This is a genomic window from Ilumatobacter sp., assembly GCF_046290335.1.
Classification (GTDB): Bacteria; Actinomycetota; Acidimicrobiia; order Acidimicrobiales; family Ilumatobacteraceae; genus Ilumatobacter_A.
In genome coordinates this window covers 377289-397503 of sequence record NZ_JBKAGH010000004.1, presented here as the reverse complement: position 1 = coordinate 397503, position 20215 = coordinate 377289, and the positions used below count along the sequence as shown (strand labels likewise).

General features: G+C 67.3%; 21 protein-coding genes. 9 read left to right on the top strand and 12 right to left on the bottom strand.

The window, feature by feature from the left end; all coding sequences use genetic code 11:
• The first annotated feature begins 209 nt into the window (after nucleotides 1–209).
• Complete coding sequence (gene ilvA, locus ACE37B_RS17830; protein WP_409924689.1) at nucleotides 210–1721, top strand: threonine ammonia-lyase, biosynthetic; 1512 nt, start codon at nucleotides 210–212, stop codon at nucleotides 1719–1721.
• A gap of 48 nt (nucleotides 1722–1769) precedes the next feature.
• Entirely contained in the window at nucleotides 1770–1982 is a 213-nt protein-coding gene (locus tag ACE37B_RS17825) for a hypothetical protein (protein ID WP_409924688.1), read from the top strand.
• Between the two features lie 31 nt (nucleotides 1983–2013).
• Here ACE37B_RS17825 and ACE37B_RS17820 read toward each other — a convergent pair whose 3' ends face one another.
• From ACE37B_RS17820 to ACE37B_RS17800, 5 genes are all read right to left on the bottom strand, one after another.
• On the bottom strand, nucleotides 2014–3189 hold the full coding sequence (locus ACE37B_RS17820; protein WP_409924687.1) for an acyl-CoA dehydrogenase family protein: 1176 nt from the start codon (nucleotides 3187–3189) through the stop codon (nucleotides 2014–2016).
• A 111-nt stretch (nucleotides 3190–3300) separates the two neighbouring features.
• Nucleotides 3301–4398 carry an NAD(P)-dependent alcohol dehydrogenase gene (locus tag ACE37B_RS17815; RefSeq protein ID WP_409924686.1) on the bottom strand — a complete coding sequence of 366 codons (1098 nt, stop codon included), beginning with the start codon at nucleotides 4396–4398 and terminating at the stop codon, nucleotides 3301–3303.
• Nucleotides 4399–4429: 31 nt separating this feature from the next.
• Nucleotides 4430–5200, bottom strand: coding sequence for an alpha/beta fold hydrolase (locus ACE37B_RS17810; RefSeq protein WP_409924685.1), 771 nt, complete (start codon nucleotides 5198–5200; stop codon nucleotides 4430–4432).
• A gap of 55 nt (nucleotides 5201–5255) precedes the next feature.
• Nucleotides 5256–5825, bottom strand: coding sequence for a TetR/AcrR family transcriptional regulator (locus ACE37B_RS17805; RefSeq protein ID WP_409924684.1), 570 nt, complete (start codon nucleotides 5823–5825; stop codon nucleotides 5256–5258).
• Between the two features lie 162 nt (nucleotides 5826–5987).
• Complete coding sequence (locus ACE37B_RS17800; RefSeq protein WP_409924683.1) at nucleotides 5988–6614, bottom strand: VOC family protein; 627 nt, start codon at nucleotides 6612–6614, stop codon at nucleotides 5988–5990.
• A 28-nt stretch (nucleotides 6615–6642) separates the two neighbouring features.
• Between ACE37B_RS17800 and ACE37B_RS17795 the strand changes: the two genes are divergently transcribed.
• On the top strand, nucleotides 6643–7410 hold the full coding sequence (locus ACE37B_RS17795) for an SDR family NAD(P)-dependent oxidoreductase (RefSeq protein ID WP_409924682.1): 768 nt from the start codon (nucleotides 6643–6645) through the stop codon (nucleotides 7408–7410).
• A 33-nt stretch (nucleotides 7411–7443) separates the two neighbouring features.
• Here the strand turns inward: ACE37B_RS17795 and ACE37B_RS17790 are convergent, their stop codons facing one another.
• The 5 genes from ACE37B_RS17790 to ACE37B_RS17770 form a co-directional block, all read right to left on the bottom strand.
• Nucleotides 7444–8442, bottom strand: a complete 999-nt coding sequence (locus tag ACE37B_RS17790; RefSeq protein WP_409924681.1) for a hypothetical protein — start codon at nucleotides 8440–8442, stop codon at nucleotides 7444–7446.
• Between the two features lie 104 nt (nucleotides 8443–8546).
• The gene (locus ACE37B_RS17785; protein WP_409924680.1) at nucleotides 8547–9770 is read right to left on the bottom strand and encodes a thiolase family protein; all 1224 of its coding nucleotides are present in this window, start codon (nucleotides 9768–9770) and stop codon (nucleotides 8547–8549) included.
• A gap of 166 nt (nucleotides 9771–9936) precedes the next feature.
• Complete coding sequence (locus ACE37B_RS17780; protein WP_409924679.1) at nucleotides 9937–10347, bottom strand: Zn-ribbon domain-containing OB-fold protein; 411 nt, start codon at nucleotides 10345–10347, stop codon at nucleotides 9937–9939.
• Between the two features lie 19 nt (nucleotides 10348–10366).
• Entirely contained in the window at nucleotides 10367–11545 is a 1179-nt protein-coding gene (locus tag ACE37B_RS17775; protein ID WP_409924678.1) for an MFS transporter, read from the bottom strand.
• Between the two features lie 72 nt (nucleotides 11546–11617).
• Nucleotides 11618–12073 (bottom strand): acyl-CoA thioesterase, encoded by a 456-nt coding sequence (locus tag ACE37B_RS17770; RefSeq protein WP_409924677.1) that lies wholly within the window; start codon nucleotides 12071–12073, stop codon nucleotides 11618–11620.
• Nucleotides 12074–12097: 24 nt separating this feature from the next.
• On the opposite strand from ACE37B_RS17770, the gene ybaK reads away from it, so the two are divergent.
• The gene (gene ybaK, locus ACE37B_RS17765) at nucleotides 12098–12613 is read left to right on the top strand and encodes a Cys-tRNA(Pro) deacylase (RefSeq protein WP_409924676.1); all 516 of its coding nucleotides are present in this window, start codon (nucleotides 12098–12100) and stop codon (nucleotides 12611–12613) included.
• Between the two features lie 12 nt (nucleotides 12614–12625).
• On the opposite strand, the gene ACE37B_RS17760 is transcribed toward ybaK, so the two are convergent.
• Nucleotides 12626–13534 (bottom strand): M48 family metalloprotease, encoded by a 909-nt coding sequence (locus ACE37B_RS17760; protein WP_409924675.1) that lies wholly within the window; start codon nucleotides 13532–13534, stop codon nucleotides 12626–12628.
• Between the two features lie 193 nt (nucleotides 13535–13727).
• Here ACE37B_RS17760 and ACE37B_RS17755 point away from each other — a divergent pair, with 193 nt between their 5' ends.
• Together ACE37B_RS17755 and ACE37B_RS17750 are read left to right on the top strand one after the other, a co-directional pair.
• Nucleotides 13728–15446, top strand: coding sequence for an HD domain-containing phosphohydrolase (locus ACE37B_RS17755; protein ID WP_409924674.1), 1719 nt, complete (start codon nucleotides 13728–13730; stop codon nucleotides 15444–15446).
• 37 nt (nucleotides 15447–15483) lie between these two features.
• Nucleotides 15484–15792: a 4Fe-4S dicluster-binding protein gene (locus ACE37B_RS17750; protein WP_409924673.1), complete on the top strand. Its 309-nt coding sequence runs from the start codon at nucleotides 15484–15486 to the stop codon at nucleotides 15790–15792.
• A gap of 533 nt (nucleotides 15793–16325) precedes the next feature.
• Here the strand turns inward: ACE37B_RS17750 and ACE37B_RS17745 are convergent.
• Entirely contained in the window at nucleotides 16326–17276 is a 951-nt protein-coding gene (locus tag ACE37B_RS17745) for a sodium:calcium antiporter (RefSeq protein WP_409924672.1), read from the bottom strand.
• Nucleotides 17277–17439: 163 nt separating this feature from the next.
• Here ACE37B_RS17745 and ACE37B_RS17740 point away from each other — a divergent pair, with 163 nt between their 5' ends.
• Genes ACE37B_RS17740 through ACE37B_RS17730 form a run of 3 tightly spaced genes read left to right on the top strand, consistent with a single transcriptional unit; the run spans nucleotide 17440 to nucleotide 20092 of the window.
• The gene (locus tag ACE37B_RS17740; protein WP_409924671.1) at nucleotides 17440–18210 is read left to right on the top strand and encodes an alpha/beta hydrolase; all 771 of its coding nucleotides are present in this window, start codon (nucleotides 17440–17442) and stop codon (nucleotides 18208–18210) included.
• Entirely contained in the window at nucleotides 18207–19220 is a 1014-nt protein-coding gene (gene lgt / locus ACE37B_RS17735) for a prolipoprotein diacylglyceryl transferase (RefSeq protein WP_409924670.1), read from the top strand. Before ACE37B_RS17740 ends, lgt begins: the two co-directional genes overlap by 4 nt.
• Before the next feature lie 44 nt (nucleotides 19221–19264).
• The gene (locus tag ACE37B_RS17730) at nucleotides 19265–20092 is read left to right on the top strand and encodes a DeoR/GlpR family DNA-binding transcription regulator (RefSeq protein ID WP_409924669.1); all 828 of its coding nucleotides are present in this window, start codon (nucleotides 19265–19267) and stop codon (nucleotides 20090–20092) included.
• Nucleotides 20093–20215: the final 123 nt, after the last annotated feature.

The window sequence follows — 20215 nt, the reverse complement described above, 5'->3', positions numbered from 1 at the left end:
CTTGACCCTGCACCTTGACCCTGCACCTTGACCCTGCACCTTGACCCTGCACCTTGACCCTGGCGCGGAGGTCATCGTGCCTGGCACCATGACCTTTGGGCGTCGTGACCTTCGCGCTCCTCGACGAACTCGTCGCAGGGTGTCGCGGTCGATTCGTTGATGGCGCTGGGTTCCGGTGGCGTTCGGTGCGGGGGTGCCAGACTGAGCCGATGCCCGACGTCGACTACCTCCGACGGATCCTGAACGCGAAGGTGTACGACGTCGCGATCGAGACACCCCTGGATCCTGCACCCGACCTGTCTCGGCGGCTCGGCAACGAGGTGCTGCTCAAGCGCGAGGACCTGCAGGAAGTGTTCTCGTTCAAGTTGCGCGGCGCGTACAACAAGATGGCCAACCTGACCGACGCCGAGCGCGCTCGTGGCGTGATCGCAGCATCGGCTGGCAACCATGCACAAGGGGTTGCGCTGGCAGCCAACCGACTCGGCTGCCGGGCAGTGATCGTGATGCCGTCGACCGCGCCGAAGCTCAAGGTCGACGCGGTCGCCGCCCGCGGCGCCGAGATCGTGTTGCACGGCGAGTCCTACTCCGACGCCAACGCGAAGGCACAGGAGATGATGGTCGAACGAGGCCTCACTTTCGTGCACCCGTTCGACGATCCCGATGTCATCGCCGGGCAAGGGACGATCGGGATGGAGATCCTGCGTCAGCACAGCCGTCCGATTCATGCGATCTTCGTGGCGATCGGCGGTGGCGGGCTGATCTCGGGTATCGCCGCGTACGTCAAGCAAGTGCGGCCCGACATCGCGATCATCGGTGTCCAGCACGAAGACTCGACGGCGATGCTGCAGTCGGCCCAAGCCGGCCACCGCGTGGAACTCGCCGACGTCGGTCTGTTCTCCGATGGCACCGCCGTGAAGCTGGTGGGCCTCGAGACGTTCCGGCTCGTCGAGCGCTACGTCGACGACATCTTGGTGGTCGACACCGACGAGACGTGCGCGGCGATCAAGGACGTGTTCACCGACACGCGCACGCTCCTCGAACCGGCCGGTGCGCTGGCGATCGCGGGGGCCAAGCAGTACGTGCGCTCGACCGGCATCGGGAGCGAGACGTTGGTCGCGGTCTCGTGCGGCGCGAACATGAACTTCGACCGGCTGCGTTTCGTCGCCGAGCGGGCGGAGATCGGTGAGGACCGCGAGGCCGTGTTCGCCGTGACGATCCCCGAGACGCCGGGGAGTTTCCGACGATTCGTGGGCTTGGTCGGTGATCGCAACGTCACCGAGTTCAACTATCGGATCAGCGGGGAGGCCGACGCGCACGTCTTCGTCGGCGTTGGCATCCAGCGCCGCGCCGAGGCGGAGGCAATCGCTGCAGCGTTCGAAGGCGCCGGGTTCTCGACCATCGATCTCACCGACGACGAGTTGGCCAAGGTGCACCTTCGCCACCTCGTCGGCGGCAAGTCGCCGCTCGCCCGTGACGAGGTGCTCTACCGCTTCGATTTCCCCGAACGCCCGGGCGCGCTCATGGCGTTCCTCCGTCAGATGCAGCCGGACTGGAACATCTCGCTGTTCCACTATCGCAATCACGGCTCCGACAATGGGCGGGTGCTGGTCGGCATGCAGGTGCCGCCGTCGGATCACGACGAGTTCGAACAGTTCCTGTCGACGCTCGGCTACCGCTACTGGAACGAGACCGAGAACCCGGCCTACCGGCTTTTCCTGTAGCAAGGCTGTTTCGGAGTCGAGTCGTCGAGGCTGCCCTAGGGTGACGCCATGCCGCTGCTGCATCGACTCGGTTGGATCCTGTTCCTCGTCTGCGCGGTGTTGTACTCGTGGGCCGGCATCCGCGACGGTGACCCGCTGATCGTCGTCGGCAGTTTGACGTTCGGTGTCGCCTGCGTCTTCTTCCTCATCCCCACCCGCACCACCAACACCCAGGGTCTGACCCCAGGTGTTGATCCGCTGGGGTCTGACCCCAGGTGTTGATCCGCTGGGGTCTGACCCCAGGTGTTGGGCGTCAGTGCGAGAGGAGGTGCCCGGCGATGATCATCTTGCGGACCTCGGTCGTGCCAGCACCGATCTCGAGCAGCTTCGTCCCGCGGAATAACCGGTTGATCTCCGATTCCCAGATATAGCCGTTGCCGCCGTGGATCTGCACCGCGTTGTCGAGCACCTGGTTGCACATGTTCGCGGCGTACATCACCGCCGCCGCAGACCGAGCATGGATCTCTCCCTTGCCTGCCTCGCCGTGTTCGAGCAGGTCGCACTCGGCGAGCACCTGCCAGCAGAAGGTCCGCATCGTCTCGACCCACACGTACATGTCGGCGAGACGTGACTGGATCATCTGGAAACCCGAGATCGGTTGTCCGAACTGCTCTCGTGTCGACGCGAAGTCGACGGAGAGTTCGAGCGCCCGCTCCGACATGCCGACGTTGATCAGTGCGATCATCGCCCGCTCGAGATCGAGGCCGCTCATCACGACCTTGTGGCCCTGATCGACCTCGCCGACGACGTTCTCGGCCGGGACGACCATGTCGTCGAACACCAACTCAGCGGTCTGGCTGCCGCGGAAGCCCATCTTGGTGAGCTTCTGAGCGACCTTGAAGCCGGGGGTGTCGGCTTCGACGACGAACGCGGTGATCCCCTTCGATCCGGCGTTCGGCGTGGTCTTCGCGTACAGCAGGCACACGTCGGCGACGGGACCGTTGGTGATGTAGAGCTTCGAGCCGTTGATGATGTACGTGTCGCCGTCACGCACCGCGGTGGTGCGCATCGAACCGAGGGCGTCGGAGCCGGCGCCGGGCTCGGTGAGACCGAGCGAACCGATCCACTCGCCGCTGCACAACTTCGGCAGGAACCTGCGGCGAACGTCGTCGTTGCCATTCGCGTAGATGTTGTTCGCGCACAGGTTGTCGTGGGCGACCCAACTCAGCCCGAACGCGTGGTTGTAGCGGGAGAACGCCTGCAGCACGAGACCGGACTCGAGCATGCCCATGCCGGCGCCGCCGTACTCCTCGGGAATCGTGGCGCCGAGCAGCCCGTTCGCGCCGAGCGTTCGCATGATCTCGGGCGGCCACCACTCGTCGTCGTCCATCTTCTGGGCGAGCGGCGCGAGCTCGTTGCGACCGAATCGGTCGGCGACCTCGAGGAGTGCCTGCTGTTCGTCGGTGAGTCCGAACTGGGTGACGGCCATCGCGTCAGACTAGATCGGATCGGGGGTCGAGCGGTACCGGAACGGCGGTCGCGGTACCGTCGGCAACCAACCGACGGGTGTTCTGCGACGGTTCGCCTCGGCGGGCCGAACTCAGTCGAAGCGCAGGACCGGCTTGATGACGGCGCCGCTCGCGCTCGCCGCCTCGGCGTCGTTGATCTCCTCGATCGAGAACTCGGTGATCAGCTCGTCGAACGGGAACCGCCCGTCGGCGTTGAGCTTGGCCAGGTAGGGGATGAACTCCTGGGTCTTGGAGTCGCCCTCCATCACGCCGGTGATGGTGCGTCCGCCGATCATCGAGAGGAAGTCGAAGGTGACGTCGCCGAACCCGACGCCGGCCATCCCCAGCGTGCCGATGTTGTTGAGCCCGTCGTAGCAGCCGCGGACGACGCCGGCGTTGCCGGTCGTGTCGAAGGCGTAGTCGGCGCCGCCGCCCGTCGCGAGCTGGATCGCGCCGGCGAGTTCTTCCGGCGGCACGCTCAGGGTCGTGGTCGCGCCGTATTTCTCGGCGAGCTCGAGGCGGTTGGCGTGGCGGTCGACAGCGATGATCGTGCCTGCGCCGGCGACCTTGGCGGCCATCACCGCGCTGAGCCCGAGCGCCCCGGCCCCGGCGATGACGACCGCCGAACCGGGTTGGACGTCGAGCGTGTTGAGGATTGCCCCCGCCCCCGTCTGCACGCCGCAGCCGAGGGGACCCAACTTCGCGATGTCGTACGACTGATCGACCTTGACCACCGAGTCGCGTGCCGCAACCGTGTGCTTGGCGAACGACGACTGGCCGAAGAAGTGTGATCCGACGCGATTCCCGTCGGCGTCGGTGAACGCGGAGGTCCCGTCGGGGCGTCCGCCGCTCATGTTGTGCATCGTGAGGTTGAAGCAGTAGGGCCGACGGTCGAGCGTGCACGCCGGGCAGTCACCGCAGGACGTGAACGACAGCACCACCTTGTCGCCGACTGCGATGTCGGTGACGTTCGCGCCGACGGCTGTGACGACGCCGGCGCCCTCGTGGCCGTAGACCTGGGGACCCATGAAGAACTCCGGTGGAAGCTCTCGCGACAGCAGGTCGGTGTGGCACATGCCAGCGGCGATCATCTCGATCGCGACCTCGTCGTCGTTCGGGTCGGCGACGCTGAGTTCTTCGATGGTGAACGGGCCGGAGCCCGTGCGGAGCACGGCGGCGATGGTGGTCATCGGATCATCATCGCAGGCTCGTTCGGGTCGATCAGAGTCGCGACCAGAAGTCGAGCAGACCGGCCGCGGCGCCGAGCGGATCGCTGACCATCCACCAGTGACCTTGCCCGTCGAGACGGAGCTCGTCGGCGCCGAGTCGCTGAGCAACGGGTCCGGCGAGGTCGGCCGACACGTAGGCGTCGTCGACCGCCGTGATGATCAGCCCGGGCGACAGCGTGGTGGCGGCGAGACGATCGGCCAGCGCTTGCAGTTCGGGTTCGGGCGCCGACCGGTACAGTGCGAGGACGGCTCGACCCATGTCGGCATCGAGCGCTGGCGCCATTTCGGCGGCCATCGAATTCGGGAGGCCCAAGCCCTCGAAGAGCGCAACGCGTTCGTCGAGTGGCATCGTCACCATCATGTCGATGACCTGCTCGCCGACCTCGGGGGTCTGCCATGCCTGCGCAGCGTCGTGCCACACGTAGTCGGGATGTAGTAGCCCGCCGATGTCGGCAGCCCAGGAGCGCACCGCGTCGGGCCGGTCGGCGAGCAGGCCGTACACGTGGCCGGCTCCCCAGTCGTGACCGACGAGGTCGACGGTGTCGCCGCCGGATCGCAGTTCGTCGAGCTCGTCGGCGAGCCAGGAGCGATACGACTCGGCCACCGGCTCGAAGTCGTGTGGGAGCGGTGCCCCGAACCCGGGCGGCGACAGGCAGACGATCTCGTCGGACGAGATGCCGCTCGCGACGAGCGCATCACGCAGCGGCATCCACACCGCCGCGGTTTCCGGATTGCCGTGGACGAACACTCGCTTGATCCCCATGGCCGAAGTGTGGCACAGCGAGCAGCGCCCGCCGACGCCGTCGGATGGTCGTCGTTCAGGCGGGCGGAGAGATCGTCGCGAGCCCCTTGGCCAGCGACTTGCCGAGCGCCTTGGGCGTACCGTTGGCCCGGCCCCAGCGAATGATCATCGCTGCCAGCACGCCGAGCGCGGCTGCCGCCAGCGCGTCGTCGCGGAGCCCTGGGCTCGCCTTGCCTCGTCGCGTCGCGAAGAACTCGGCGACCGCGTCGCGCTGGTCGAGCAGTTGACGTTCGAAGGCGTGGACGAGCGGGGGATTGGCCACGACGATCCGCATCTCCTGCGCGACGTCGTCGGTACCCCACACGTCGAGTGCGGCCTGCTCGAACGCGGCCAGTGGTGTGGACGTTGCCTCCGCGGCGCGCAGCTGTTCGGCGAACGTGCTGGGTCGGTCGGTCGAGATGACGAGTGCTTCTTTGGTGCCGACGTAGCGGTACACGCTCGACGGTGACACCTGCGCATGCCGGGCGATCTCCTCCACCGTGACCGAGTCGAACCCTTGGGCGGTCATCAGGTCGAGGGCCGTGCGTCTGACCCGTTCGACCGCCTCGGCGCGCCGCAAGCTGGCCCCACTGGGAGTCACCACCATTCCGCCAACCTACCCGCCTCGATCCCGCGCCCGCCGACCTGGTGCCCGCGATCTGGAGCCCGTCAGCAGAACGGCACCATGTCGACGCCGCGACGGATCACCACGGAGCGTGGCGTCAACGTGGTGTCTGACACCAGATTGACATGGTGCTCGTGACGGCTGTCAGAGGACGAGGGGAACCGTGCCGATGGCGCCGTCGAGGATCGCGCTGAGCCCGCCGGTCCCGTGGGTGGCCATCTCCTCGAGGCCGATCGCGTCGAGGACGGCGTTCGCGAACTCGTGGTGAGGCGTCGTCCCCATCAAGTCGAACAGCCGGACCCCGCCCGGGGCGGACGTCGCCGGATTGGGGGTCGTGCCCCAGTCGATGAGGAACGGGACGAAGCCGTCGGCAGCCAGCGTCGGCAGCGTGAGCGTCCACTGCAACTCGACGCCAGCCGGTGTGCGGCGGCTCATCGTCGTCGCCGGACCCGGATCGTGCCCAACTCGCCGCATCGCCTCAGCGACGTCGCCGAGCGACTCGACCTGGCTCGGCCGCACGGCGAACGTGACCAGCCGCGGTTCGCTCAATTCGTCGATGCCGAACGGTCGGGCTGCCGACGGCTCTGGTTGTTCAGGGTCGGGCGCGAGCAACTCCAAGTAACAGTCGCCGAGTGACACGAGGGCGTTGTGCGTGCCCATCCCGGGGTGCGAACCTCCGATCGACGGACGTACGCCGAGTTCGTCGTCGAACCAGTCGATGGCCGTGTCGAGCCGAGGAACGAAGTAGACGAGATGATCGATGACGGCCATGGCGCATCATCTCACTACGTTCGCGTGCATGAGCGCATCAGAGACCAGCACGGAGATTGGTACGGAGTTCGAGGGCCGAGTCGCGATCGTGACCGGATCATCGAGCGGCATCGGTGAGGAGACGGCGCGTCGTCTGTCGGCCCTCGGGGCCACGGTCGTCGTCAACTCGTCGTCGTCGGTCGAAGCGGGACAGGCCGTTTGCGATTCGCTGCCGGGGGAGTCGACCTACATCCAGGCCGACATCTCGGTGCAAGAACAGGGCCACGCGCTGATCGACCAGACGATCGAGCGCTACGGGCGCCTCGACTATCTCATCAACAACGCCGGATGGACCACCTCGATCCCGCACCAGAACCTCGACGACCTGACCGACGAGATCTTCAAGAAGACCTTCGACGTCAACGTCTTCGGTACGTGGTGGCTGACGAAGCGGGCGATCCCGCACCTGTTCGAATCCGACGATCCGAGCATCGTCAACATCACCTCGATCGCAGGCGTTCGCCCGGTCGGTTCGTCGATGGCCTACTCGATGACGAAGGCGGCGCTCAATCAGATGACGCAGCTCCTCGCGAAGTCGTACGGCCCGATCCGTGTCAACGCAGTCGCCCCCGGCTTGGTGGCGACGCCGTGGACCGAAGACTGGACCGAGATGCACGCAGCGGTCGCCAAGATGGCGGCGATCCCGCGGTCGGCGACGGCTGACGACTGCGCCGAAGCCGTTCTCGCCTTGCTGCGCAACAAGTACACCAGCGGCGAGATCTTCGTCGTCGACGGCGCGCTGACGCTGAGGTCGTGACGCGACACTGGTGACGCGACGCCCCGGGGGTCGTCACTGCGCGAGGCAGGCCGCAAACGAGTCGGTGATCTCAGCGGGGAGCGATGCCCCCTCGGCAAGCGCGAGTTCGGCTTCGATGTACTCCGTCAGCGACAGTCGCTTGGCGACCTCGTCGATCGTGCACGTGCAGGTCTCGGCGTCGCCGCCTCCTCCGATGCAAGCGTCGATGAAATTCGTGCGGAGCTCCTCCGGGTAGACGCCCCCGGCTTCGGGCTCGGTGGGAGACCCGGAATCGGCCGCCGGTGCTTGATCTCGGACGTCGATGGTGCAGCGGGTCGTGACCTCGCCGGCTCCGATCCAATCCACCAGGTCGTCGGCGGTTGACGAGACGTCGACCGAGGTCGTGCCGGTCAGCAAGATCACGATGTCGTCGACCGTGACCGAGTTCGCACACACTCCCTCGATGAATGACGCCGGATCCAACGATTGGCCGACACGGAGCGCCGTCGCGGGGTCGACGAACTGGAGGCCGGTGTAGGTGTAGCCCAACCCGGCGCCTCCGCAGTCGGCGTAGTCGACGACCTCGTCGACCTCGAAGTCGAGGAGGGCGCTCATGAACGCGGCGGCGGAGCGTGTCTGCTGGGCATCGTGCTGGCGGTACTCGCGGCAGTTGCCCGTCAACGTCGACACGAACGCCAGCGCTCGTTCCGGCGGGTCGTAGCTGGCGTAGTCGACGTCGGCCTCGGACTCGGGGAAGGTCCCGAGGACGCGGCCGAGTTCGTCGGTCTCGACAGGTGCCGGCGCCGTGGTGGGCGGGATCGTGGTCGGCGGGATCGTGGTGGGTGCTGCGGTGGTCTCGGGTGCGGTGGTCTCGGGTGCGGCGGTCGTGGGTGCCGCGGTGGTCTCGGGTGCGGTGGTCTCCGGTGGTGCGGTGGTGGTGTCGGCGCCGGTCGTCGTCGACTCGTCGAGCGCTGCGGGCTCGCCGTCGGAACCCCCGCCGCCGCAAGCGGCGAGAAGCAGTGACAGGGCGGCGAGGGCGGGTACGATGCGCATGCCGTGACGGTTACACCATCCCGTGAACCAGCCGTGAACCGGCCGTCAACCGGCAGCGAGGCGTGTTGGGCCGCGACGGTGTCACGACTGCCCGCCGCCGCTCGTCAGGCCGCGCCGAGGCCGGACTTCTCGAGGACGTGGATGCCGCAGGCGGAGCCGAGGCCGATCACGTGCGCGAGACCGACCTTCGCCCCTTCGATCTGGCGAGGGCCTGCCTCACCGCGCAGGTGATGGCAGACCTCCCAGATGTTGGCGATACCCGTCGCCGAGATCGGATGCCCCTTCGACTGCAGACCGCCGGACACGTTGACCGGGGTCGAGCCGTCCCGCCAGGTCGCGCCCGACTTGAAGAAGTCGACGGCGTTGCCTTCCTCGCACAACATCAGGTTGTCGTAGTGGACCAACTCGGCGGTGGCGAAGCAGTCGTGCAACTCGACCAGGTCGAGATCCGCCGGGCCGACGCCAGCGGTCTCGTACGCGGTCTTGGCAGCGTTGCGGGTGAGCGTGTTGACGTTGGGGAGCACCTGGCAGGCCTCCTCGTACGGGTCGGTGGTGAGCACCGACGCCGACACCTTGATCGCGCGGCGCTGCTGTTCGAGTGACAACGTGCGCAGCTTCTCGCCGCTGACCACCACGGCCGCCGCGGCACCGTCGCAGTTGGCCGAACACATCGGGCGAGTGTTGGGGTAGGCGATCATCATGTCGCCCATGATCTGCTCGAGGCTCATCGCCTTGGTGTATGCGGCGAGCGGGTTGAGCGTGGAGTGCGAATGGTTCTTCTCGCTGATCCGGGCGAACAACTCGAAGTCGGCGCGGCTGCCCTCGCCGCCGTACTTGTGGTCGTACTCGGTCCCGATCTGTGCGAACAGAGCGGGCATCGTCGCGCTGCCGATGCGGCCGTCGACGCCGGTGACCGCACCCACGCGCCCCTTCGGCGTCCACTCGTGCTTGCCGTCACCCGGCGAGTTGTCGCTCGATCCGAGCAGGCCCGCACCGGCCAATTTCTCGACGCCGACGGCGATGCCCATGTCGCACTCGCCGGCCTTGATCGCCATGATCGCCGTACGTAGCGCAGTGGCACCCGTGGCGCATGCGTTCGACACGTTGTAGACGGGGATGCCGGTCTGGCCGACCTGCTTCTGCAGCTCTTGGCCGATACCGCCCGATCCCATCAGGTTGCCGGCGGCCAAGATGCCCATGTCGGCCATCGTCACGCTGCCGTCGGCGAGCGCGGCCATCATCGCTTCGGCGCCCAGATCGACGATGTCTTTGTCGAAGTGCTTGCCGAACTTCGTCATGTTGATCCCGAGGATCCAGATGTCCATCATGATGTGTCGCGCCTCCGTGCGGTCGTGTGGTGTCGACGAAACGTCGGCGGGACGCCAGCGTTGGTCGCTGGCGCTCCCGGCGGCGGCCGGTGATCCGGTTGGAGGCGGCTCCTTTCTGAGTCGGTGGTCTGAGTGGGGCGTCTGAGTGGGGCGTCTGAGTGGGTCGTCAGACCGGCTCGAAGCCGTAGCCGATGGCCTCGACGCCGTTGTCGTCGGTGCCGAGTGAGTAGGTGGCCAGGCGAACCCGCATGCCCGTCGAGATGTTCGCTGGGTCGGGGTCGACGTTGATGATGTTGCCCTTGACGCTCGTCCCGTCGCAGTCGACGACGGACGCAACGAACGGTACGGGCACTCCGGGGGCCGCGAACGTGACGATCGTGAACGCCGTCACCGTGCCCTCGGTGGCGACCGCCGTCGTACGGAAGTCGGTCGAGAAGCACGCCGCACACGCGTTGCGGCGGCCGAAGAACCGGGCCCCGCACGAGGTGCACTCCTGTGCGATCAGATGGGGTTCGCCGTCGTCGAGGACGAGATAGTCGACATGAGGAATCTGCGAGGCAACGGCGGCGTCGGACATGAGCCGACCGTAGCCAACCTCACGTCGCGGCTTCGACTCCGAGCACGCGGAGCTGGCGTGTGACTCCGGCCGTCACGACGACGGCGACGACGGTGATCGCCCCCAGCGCCGCGGCGGTCGAGGTCGGTCGTGCGAGCAGCGTGATCACGACCGGCATGGCCATACCGCTGTACGCGGCGAGATAGAACGTCGCGCTGAGTGCTCCGCGGTTGCTGTCGTTCGAGATCTCCTCGGTCAGCACCAGCCCGCTGCTCATCAGCACGCCCGAGGCCGTCCCGAGCAACACCGCAGCGCTCGGCGCAAGCCACCAGGCGTCGGTGACGAACGCAGTGCCGCCCACGAGGTAGCCGGCGACGCCGCTCCACATTCCGACCGGGATGGCCCGCCGGGCGCTGCCCATCCGGTCGAGGATGGGGCGAGCGAGCAGCACCGACAGCGCGGTGAGCGAGCCGATCGCTCCGGCGACGAGCACTTCGGCGTCGCTGCCGACCGCCTCGCGTAACACGATGGGTAGCAGTGCGAAGCCAACGGACGGAAAGCCGAAGACCCAGACCGACGACGGGGCGAGCACTCGTACGAAGCCTGCTCGCGCCTCGGCCGGTACACCGAGTCGTGGTCGTAGCGAGACGCTCGGGTCGCGCGGTTTGGTCTCGGGGAGCGTGATGAGGACGGCGAGGACGACGACGCACGCCACCGCGTGGAGGAGATACGGCACGACGAGCGGGGCCTCGCCGAAACGGTCCCACAGCGCTGACGTGATCGGTCCGAACCCGAACCCGGCGTAGATGATCAGCGTCGTCATCGTCGCGAGACGCAACCGATCGATCCGGTCGTTGGGAAGCTCGTTGAGCCAGGCGGTGCCGACCGACAGCATCGATCCGCTGACGGCACCGAGCAAGAAGCGGCCGGCGAACAGCACGACGAGCGAGTCGCGCCCGGCGAGCATCACGAGTGAACCGATCGCCGAGAGCAGGGTGAATGGCAACACGACCGGTCGTCGCCCGAACCGGTCAGATGAGCGGCCGGCGAAGAGCAGCGCGAGCAGGATGCCGGCGACGTACACGGTGAAGATGCCGACTGCTCCGGTGTCGGAGAGGTCGAGGCGGTCCTGATACCGCAGGATCAACGGCGTCGACACGTTCGTCCCCCATGCCACCACGAACAACCCGGTCGCCAGCCGCCACTGCGCGCCCGTCACTGCCCGCACCCCGCCGTGACACCTGGGGTCTGACCCCAGGTGTTGACCACGCAGCGTGGCGTCACCGTGGTGTCAGACACCAGGTTGACGTTCGGGGGTTCGGCGGGCGGCGAGGTCGACGAGCCAGGCGGGGAGGCGGGTGGGCCGTCCGGCCGTGGTGGTGCAGCCGTGCACGGTGACGCCGGTCGAACGCGGCTCGCCGTCGACCGTGATCAGGTAGTTCATCTGGAACGTCGCTCGTGTCGCGGAGGCCAGTTGGAGATGCACGGTCATCACCTCGTCGAAGCGGCAGGGTTGGCGGTAGGCCACGAACGACTCGAGCACGGGCGACTCCAGACCGGCGTCGCGCCACTCCGTGAACGGATGCCCGACGTGTGCCAGATACGCGACCCGCGACTCCTCGAAGTACGCAAGGTAGTTGCTGTGGTGCACGATGCCCATCGCGTCGGTCTCGACGAACCGCACCCGAATCCGGTGGGCGAACTCGTAGTCGCTGGGGTCGGTCGTCGGTTCGGATGACAGGCGCACGTCGCGAGTCTGACGCAACCGACCATGCCCGCGCCCCATCCGATCGAACAGACTGGGCTGGTGACCCCGGCGATCCGTCTCCTCCAAGCTGCGGGAGTCGACTTCGAGATCCACGAGTACGACCGCGGCGACGAGCTTCGTGACTTCGGTCGCGAAGCTGCCGACGCGCTCGGTCTGCCCTTCGAGCAGGTGTTCAAGACGCTCCTGCTCGACGTCGAGGGTGGTGACGCACCGGCCGACCCGATCGTCGTGGTCGTGCCGGTGAGCTGCATGGTCTCGATGAAGCTCGCTGCCGCGGCGGTCGGGTCGAAGAAGGCTGCGATGTGCGACCCCGAGCGAGCCGAGCGCATCACCGGATACGTCGTCGGTGGGATCAGCCCGCTCGGCCAACCCAAACGGTTGCGAACGGTGCTCGACGAAACGGTCGAACTCTTCGACCTGATCTACGTGAGCGGCGGCCGCCGTGGCCTCGACATCGCCGTGTCGCCCGCCGATCTGGCCCGACTCCTCGACGCCATCATCGCCCCGATCACCGCCTGAGGCAGTGCGAGCTCAGCGAGACGGATGGCGCAAGAGCGCCTCGATCCGGGCGACGCGTGTCCGCGCCGGGGGGTGGCTCGCCGCGATGCGTGCTCGCCAGCCAACCGGCCGCGGCGCCGAGCCGTTCGCCAGCACTCGCCGCAGTGCGCTCGCCAGTTCGCGTCCGAAACCCATCCGGACGGCCCGCTGATCGGCTTCGAACTCGGCTTCGTGCCCGACGATGTTCGCAAGCGCATCGCCGGCTCGAATACCGAACGTGAAGATCCACGAGACCCCGCGGATCACCGCCGCAGCGACGGTGCCGAGCGCGTCGATCAGCGGCGAGTTCGTGCCGAAGCTGCGCGCCGCTGCCGTCGCCACGTTCTCGAGAAAGAACCCGATGCGGGCGATCAGCAGCACGGGTGCCGAGAGCCAGTGCCCGACCGTGATGGCGATGGTGTGCAACCCGAGGTGGTGACTGAGCTCGTGCGCCAACACGCCTTGCAGTTCGGCCGTACTCAGGTTGTCGATCGCGAACGTCGTGACCACGACGAGGTGGCCGCCGCAGGCGAAGGCGTTGAGCTCGTCGGAGGGCAGGATGCGGATGACGTAGCGGTCGGCGGGAAGGTGATTGGCCTGTGCGATGGCTGCCCACAGTGGCTCGATCGCTGCGGCCTCGTCGCTGCTCGGCCGCCTCGCTCCGAGCAGCGGGGTGAGGACCCTGACCTGAAACGGACGCACGAACAGCAATGGGCCGACCGCGAGGTAGGCGATGGCTGTCGCGAGAAACGTCACATCGGTGGTGAGGCCGATCGGCAGCCAGAGCACGAACAGTGCGAGTGCGGAAAACGGCAGCATCGCCAGCACCGGCACCATCGACCAGACCGCGCTGCGCTCGACCCGCCGACCCGAGGGCGTCGTTGCAGTCGCCCGAGTGGCCATCGGCCCAGGATACGAAGTCGTTCGCGTCAGTTCTCCCCGAACTTCGCCGATCGCCCCCGGCGGTTCGTCGACGGATTCTGGAATGACTCAAGTCTGCTCGTGTCAGCGTCGATACTGCTCACATGGTCGTACTGTGTGCTGGGGCGCGTCGTGGAGAACGCTCGAACGGCCCGGCCACTACGAGGACGTCAGCGTGCACGATCAGATGACCACCGAGCAGCGTCGAGTTCGCAACCTGCTCGACGACGCCGCCACGCGGCGGGCGACCGATCCGACCGGAGCGCGCAAGACGGCGCTCGACGCTCGCGTGGTCGCTCGTGCAGCCGGGCTCGTCGGTGAGGAAGCCGAGGCGCTGTATCAGTTGGCGTCGATCTCGCATCAGTACGGCCAGACCGACGACGCGTTCGCGCTCGCCAGTGAGGCCGTCGCGCTGTCCGAGGAGATGGACCCGTCGCTCACGCTCGCATGGTCGCTGCATCTGATCGGCGTCGTGCACTACCAGGCCAGCAACTTCGCCGCCGCGCTCGAGCGGTGCCTCAGCGCGCTGCAGGTGTATCGGGCGACCGACGACCAGATCAACGAAGGCAAGATCCTCCACACGATCGCCGCGATCTATCAGTCGATGGGCGACTACGACCGGGCGATCACGACCTACGAGAGCGCTCTGGCGATCAACGAGCCGGTCGGTCGTCGAGACCTCGACGCGATGGTGATGGGCAACCTCGCCCGCATCCGCGGTCGCCGCGGCGAGTATCTGCCCGCTGTCAGTCTCGGTCGTGACGCCGTCGACCTCGCCCGCGAGCACGCGCCGCATCTCGTCGGAGGGCTCCTCGCCGACCTCGCCGAGGCGTATGTGGGCCTCGCCGACCACGCGAGCGCAGCGCTGTGCTTCGCGGAGGCTCGCGCCGACTGGGAGTACCGCAGCGCCGACGGAGCCGACCTCTCGCCCGCCGAACAGCTCGGCGTGATGGTGTCGGAAGGCCGTGTCGCCTTGCGCAGCGGCCAGGTCGACGAAGCAATCGCCTCGCTGGCCGCCGCCCTCGACCTCGCGGACCGGACCGACATGCGCGAAGTCGAGCTCGAGATCCACGATCATCTCGCCACCGCGTACAAGCAGGCCGGCCGGTACGGCGAGGCGCTCGAGCACCGCGAACGTCACTTCGCACTGCACCGTGAGATCTTCACCGATGCGGCCGACCTTCGGCTCCGCACGCTGCAAGTCGCTCACGACAACCAGACGGCGCGCAACCGAGCCGAGATCACCCGGCTACAGACCACCGATCTGATCGCGACGTTCGCCGCGGATCACGCCGACGCCGACGCCTATCACCTCGAGGCGTTCGAGCGCCTCGCCGCGCTTGCCGAGTTCCGCGGCGGCAACACGACCAAGCACACCAATGCCGTCGGCGACCTCGCTGCGGAGATCGCCCATGCGATCGGCCGGCCGCCAGAGTGGTGCGAACGGCTGCGTCTCGCCGCCCGACTGCACGACATCGGCAAGGTCGCGATCGCTGACTCGGTGCTGCTCAAGCCGGGCCCGCTGACGATGGACGAGTTCGAGCAGGTCAAGCAGCACACGGTGCTCGGTCGCCGGCTGCTGTCGGGCGTCTCGACCGATCTGTTCCAACTCGCGGCCGAAGCGGCGTGGTCACATCACGAGTGGTGGGACGGCACCGGCTACCCCAACGGTTTGACCGGCGCGTCGATCCCGCTGTCGGGTCGCATCGTCGCGATCGCCGACGTCTACGACTCGCTCGCCACCCGTCGCATCTACAAGCGCGAGTGGGAAGTCGCCGAGGCCGTCAAGTTCGTGGCGTCCGGCTCGGGAGCGCAGTTCGACCCGTCGCTGGTCGACGCGTTCGTGCGGGTGATGGCGGCCCGCCATCCGGGCGTCGACGCCAGCCCCCTCTGATCGTCGTGGCGTCGACCGGTGAGTTAGCGTCTCGCCGATGAGTTCGACTCGGGCGACGCGCATCGAGACTCGCGAGCGGAACGAGAAGTGGCAGAACCCGCCGCTGCGCATCGAGATGCTCGAGTGCATCAACTGCGACGCCTGTTTGCGACACTGCCCGCCCACCTTCGGCGCGATCTTCAACCACGGTGCCGACGTCGTGATCATCCCGGAGCTGTGCAGCGGCTGCGACAAATGCCTCCCGGTGTGCCCGGTCGACTGCATCTATCCCGACCCGGACTGGAACCCCGCCCAGGTCCCCGACGACTGGTGGAGCCTCCCGTTGTCCGAGCACGACCCCTACTGACGATCGCCGTGGACGTGCCGACGGAGCCGCCAGAGTCGAGTGTGGTGCTGTTGGCTGAGGTGCAGGTCGGGTTCGAACAGGCCGCGACTCTGAGAGCGGAGTTGTCGAGTTACTGGTAGCTGATGATCGGGTTTGCGTTGGTGCCGATCGCCGCCGGGGAACAACGCCAGGAATCCGCTTGCTGTGGGGCGGATGGCGACGGTGTTGGTTGCGAGAGCGGTTGCGGTGGCGGGGATCTCGCAGGTCGAATCGCTGTCGGCACCATCGCGACGAACACCGAGGCGTCACCGGGGTACCGCCCGAGGCGGTGGCCATCTGAATCGCGCCGGCACCCAGGCTCACGGCGGCCGCTGCTCCGATCGCCGCCCAACGGATTCGGAGACGTGTCGACGGGACGCGGGAATGCTCGACATGGTCGGCTCGCTTCTGCGCAGTGTCCGAGCCGGGTGCCCGAACGGTCTGCGCCATGATCGAAGAGTCGCCGCAACGACGCCCCGATGCTGGTCCGCGCCAGCGTCAGCACGGCCGCGAAGTTACGCGAGGAACGGGACGAGCGCGGCGTAGACCACGACGAGGCCGATGCCTTCTGCTCGACCCACCGTCTTTCTCGTCATCATCGCCACCAACGCCAGCAGTGCGATCACGATCGCCGCGCCGGCTCCGATGACGGTCAACCCGCGGTCGTCGAGATCGCTTGCCCCGATCAACCCGATCAACCCGCCGACGCCGAGCGCGTTGAACAGGTTCGAGCCGAGCAGGTTGCCGACGATCAGGTCGGTCTCGCGACGGCGCGCCGATTGCACCACGGTGACGAGTTCGGGCAACGAGGTGCCGATCGCAACCAGTGTCGCGCCCACGAACCCTTCTTCCAGGCCGGCTCGATCGGCCAGATCGAGCGCTCCAGTGAGGAGGAGCTGCGCTCCGGCGACCGTTCCGACGAGCCCGAGGATCGTGCGGACGACTTCGCGACCCATCGAGTGCGTCGACGGGTCGGCGAGTTCGACGGTCTCGACACCGAGCGGATCCGCCGCCGAGCCACCTGCCGAGCCCGAGGTCGTGATGAACCAGAGTGCCGCACCGAGCGCGACGAGGAGGAGTACGCCCTCCCAGATCTGGATGCCGCCCTGCAACGCGGCGGCGATGGCGACCATCGCCCCGACTGCGATCGGCGCCTCACGCTTGACCGTGCTCGACGCGACGCTGATCGGCACGATGATCGCGCCGACTCCGAGGAGCAGCGACAGGTTCGCGATGTTCGATCCGACGATGTTGCCGACGGCGACCTCTGCGTCACCCGAACCGGCGGCGATCGCGGAGACGAGCAGTTCGGGTGCGCTGGTGCCGAAGCCGATGATGACCACACCGACGACGAGCGGCGACCAGCGACGGATGAGCGCGACGCGTGCGGCGCCCAACACGAACTGGTCGGCCGAGTAGGCCAAGAGCGCGGCGCCGAGCGCCAACGCGACAACTGTGAACACCATGACGAACCGTCCTCGACGACTCGATGTGCCCCGCTCGAATCGGCGTGCGCAACGTGACCGACGATGCTACGGCGAGCGAACGGTTTCGCACCGGACGCAAATGCTTCACGGAACTCGGCGCGTCGTTCTTCCCGTCTCGGTCGCCAGCTTGTAGACAATGGGGATGACTGATCTCGAGGTGATGCCGGGTTGTGAGCCGTTCTCCCACGTTGGGGAGCGATCGGTGGGGGTGTTGGTGGTGCACGGGTTCACCGGCAACCCGTCGTCGATGACGTACCAGGCGCGAGCGTTCGCCGACGCCGGGTACCACGTCGAACAACCTCGCCTGCCCGGCCACGGCACCACGCTGGCCGATATGCAGACCACCGACTGGGCCGATTGGTCGGCCGGCGCGGCTGCGGCCTACGACACGCTGGCCGAGCGCGTTGACGCCATCGTCGTGATCGGCCTCAGCATGGGCGGCACGCTCACACTCTGGACCGGCTTGCAGCGGCTCTCTGACGAGCGGCTCGCCGGGTTGATCTGCGTCAATGCGGCCACGGCACCCCAGCCCGACGACGTGATGGAGATGCTGCGCGAGATGATCGACGAGGGCACCGACGTCATGCCGGGGATCGGTTCCGACATCGCCGACCCCGACGTCGCCGAGATCGCCTACGAAGGCACGCCGCTCGCACAACTGGTGTCGCTGAACGAGGACGGGCTGCGACCCATCGCCGACCGGTACGGGGAGTTGACCGTGCCGATCCTGATCTTCGTGTCGCCGAACGACCACGTCGTGCCGCCGGAGAGCAGTCAGCATCTCGCCGACACCTACGGCGGCGAGGTCGAGATGGTCACCCTCGAACGCAGCTTTCACGTCGCCACCCAGGACTACGACCGTGACCTCATCAACGAGCGCAGCCTCGCCTTCATCGAGCGGGTGACGAGTTGAACGCCGTCGCGGCGACGCTGGCGTCGATTCCGAGCCCGTCGTTCAACTCGATCGACATCGGACCGCTCAGCCTCAACCTGTACGGGCTGTCGATCGCCATCGGCGTCGTCGCCGCCGTGTGGCTGATGGGTCGACGCTTCGTCGAGCGCGGCGTGGGCACGACCGACGACGCCAGCTCGATCGCGATCTGGGCGGTGATCGCCGGCGTGATCGGTGCCCGGCTCTATCACGTCGCCACCGACTGGGATCGCTTCGACGACGACTACGCCGCGATCCCCAAGATCTGGGAGGGCGGTCTCGGCATCCCCGGCGGTCTGCTCCTCGGCATTCCCGTCGGGCTCTATCTGGCACGGTCCAAGGGTGTCGGGGTCGCCGCGGCGGCGACGTGCGCGGCGCCGGCGATCCCGCTTGCGCAGGCGATCGGGCGGTGGGGTAACTACTTCAACCAGGAGCTCTACGGCCGACCGACCGAACTGCCGTGGGCGCTCGAGATCGACGCCGACCATCTCGTCACCAACCCGGACACCGGGCAGTTGTTCGAACTCGGCACGACGTTCCATCCGACGTTCCTCTACGAATCGCTGTGGAGCTTGGCGCTCGTCGCGCTGCTGCTGTTCATCGACCGCAACCGGCGTCCGGCCACGGGCGCCCTGATGGGGTTGTATCTCGCTGGCTATGGCCTCGGGCGATTCTGGGTGGAGGGGCTCCGTGTCGATCCAGCCGATGAGCTCGGCCCGTTCCGCTGGAACCAGTGGGTCGCACTGGCGGGCATCGTCGGTGGACTCGCGCTCTGGGCGGCACTGCGCAACCGTGTCGTGGACGCCCCCGCGGGACCCGAGAGTGATCCCGAGGGCGACCCGGAGATCGACGGCAGCGCCGACCAGGCATCCGACGATGGCCTGGAGCCGGGTGACATCGACACCGACTCGTCGCTGCTCGACAGTACGCCGAGCGAGAGCTCGGCCAGTGAAAGCACCGATCGCGAAAGCAAGGCAAACGAAAGCAACTGAAATGAGTTGACAACGGAGCGAAACCGTATGAAAGTACGGTGGCGATGGGGGAGATCACCACACGTTCGTCGATGCACGACGTTCCCGACACCGAACTGCCGACGGCGGTTCGTCAGTACCGCGTCCGTGATCTCGTCGAGAGTCGCGGCTTCGTCACGGTGCGTGAACTCGCCGAACGATTCGCCGTGTCGACGGTGACGGTCCGCAACGATCTCGACCTGCTCGTCCAACAGTCCGCCATCCAACGAGTCCACGGCGGGGCGATGGCCCCCGAGCGACCCCAGGTCGAGCGGACGTTCGAAGAGGTCAGTACCAGCCACGCCACGGAAAAGGACGCGATCGGTCGTGCCGCCGCCGACCTCGTGAAGTCCGGCGAAGCGATCACGCTCGACGTCGGTACGACGATGATGGCCTTCGCCACTCGACTCGCCGAACGCAACGATCTCGTCGACGTCACGGTGTTCACCAACGGACTCAACATCGCTCTGGCGCTCGAATCCGCCTACCCGCGCATCACCGTGGTCGTGAGCGGCGGAACGCTGCGGCCGAAACAGCACTCGCTGGTCAACCCGATGGCGTCGGAGATGTTCGACGGGCTTCGCGCGGCGAGCGCGTTCTTGGGATGCAACGGCGTCGACGTCGTCAAGGGTTGCACCAACATGAATCTCGCCGAGGCCGAGGTGAAGCGATCGATGGCGAAGGGTGCGGCCCGCCGGGTCGTCTTGGCCGACGCCTCCAAGCTCGGGGTCACGACGCTCGCCCCGGTGATGAGCTGTGACGAACTCGACGTCCTCGTGACCGATCACCGCGCCGACGAACGCATCGTCGGCGAGCTGAGGACCTTCGGAGTCGACGTGGTCGTCGCCGAGTGATCGCCCGGCGGCGCGACGCGTCGTCGACACACATTCGAACCAGGTTCGCCTGGAACGACATCGAGTCCCGCATCTGCGGTGCTCGGTGCATGACACTCCGGGTCCGCCCGGACAACACCAATG

Bases quoted from the DNA above. Each gene is read 5' to 3' on its own strand.
- ilvA (WP_409924689.1), top strand. From the start codon at position 210: ATGCCCGACGTCGACTACCTCCGACGGATCCTGAACGCGAAGGTGTAC.
- ACE37B_RS17825 (WP_409924688.1), top strand. From the start codon at position 1,770: ATGCCGCTGCTGCATCGACTCGGTTGGATCCTGTTCCTCGTCTGCGCG.
- ACE37B_RS17820 (WP_409924687.1), bottom strand. From the start codon at position 3,189: ATGGCCGTCACCCAGTTCGGACTCACCGACGAACAGCAGGCACTCCTC.
- ACE37B_RS17815 (WP_409924686.1), bottom strand. From the start codon at position 4,398: ATGACCACCATCGCCGCCGTGCTCCGCACGGGCTCCGGCCCGTTCACC.
- ACE37B_RS17810 (WP_409924685.1), bottom strand. From the start codon at position 5,200: ATGGGGATCAAGCGAGTGTTCGTCCACGGCAATCCGGAAACCGCGGCG.
- ACE37B_RS17805 (WP_409924684.1), bottom strand. From the start codon at position 5,825: ATGGTGGTGACTCCCAGTGGGGCCAGCTTGCGGCGCGCCGAGGCGGTC.
- ACE37B_RS17800 (WP_409924683.1), bottom strand. From the start codon at position 6,614: ATGGCCGTCATCGATCATCTCGTCTACTTCGTTCCTCGGCTCGACACG.
- ACE37B_RS17795 (WP_409924682.1), top strand. From the start codon at position 6,643: ATGAGCGCATCAGAGACCAGCACGGAGATTGGTACGGAGTTCGAGGGC.
- ACE37B_RS17790 (WP_409924681.1), bottom strand. From the start codon at position 8,442: ATGCGCATCGTACCCGCCCTCGCCGCCCTGTCACTGCTTCTCGCCGCT.
- ACE37B_RS17785 (WP_409924680.1), bottom strand. From the start codon at position 9,770: ATGATGGACATCTGGATCCTCGGGATCAACATGACGAAGTTCGGCAAG.
- ACE37B_RS17780 (WP_409924679.1), bottom strand. From the start codon at position 10,347: ATGTCCGACGCCGCCGTTGCCTCGCAGATTCCTCATGTCGACTATCTC.
- ybaK (WP_409924676.1), top strand. From the start codon at position 12,098: ATGCCCGCGCCCCATCCGATCGAACAGACTGGGCTGGTGACCCCGGCG.
- ACE37B_RS17760 (WP_409924675.1), bottom strand. From the start codon at position 13,534: ATGGCCACTCGGGCGACTGCAACGACGCCCTCGGGTCGGCGGGTCGAG.
- ACE37B_RS17750 (WP_409924673.1), top strand. From the start codon at position 15,484: ATGAGTTCGACTCGGGCGACGCGCATCGAGACTCGCGAGCGGAACGAG.
- ACE37B_RS17745 (WP_409924672.1), bottom strand. From the start codon at position 17,276: ATGGTGTTCACAGTTGTCGCGTTGGCGCTCGGCGCCGCGCTCTTGGCC.
- ACE37B_RS17740 (WP_409924671.1), top strand. From the start codon at position 17,440: ATGACTGATCTCGAGGTGATGCCGGGTTGTGAGCCGTTCTCCCACGTT.
- ACE37B_RS17730 (WP_409924669.1), top strand. From the start codon at position 19,265: ATGGGGGAGATCACCACACGTTCGTCGATGCACGACGTTCCCGACACC.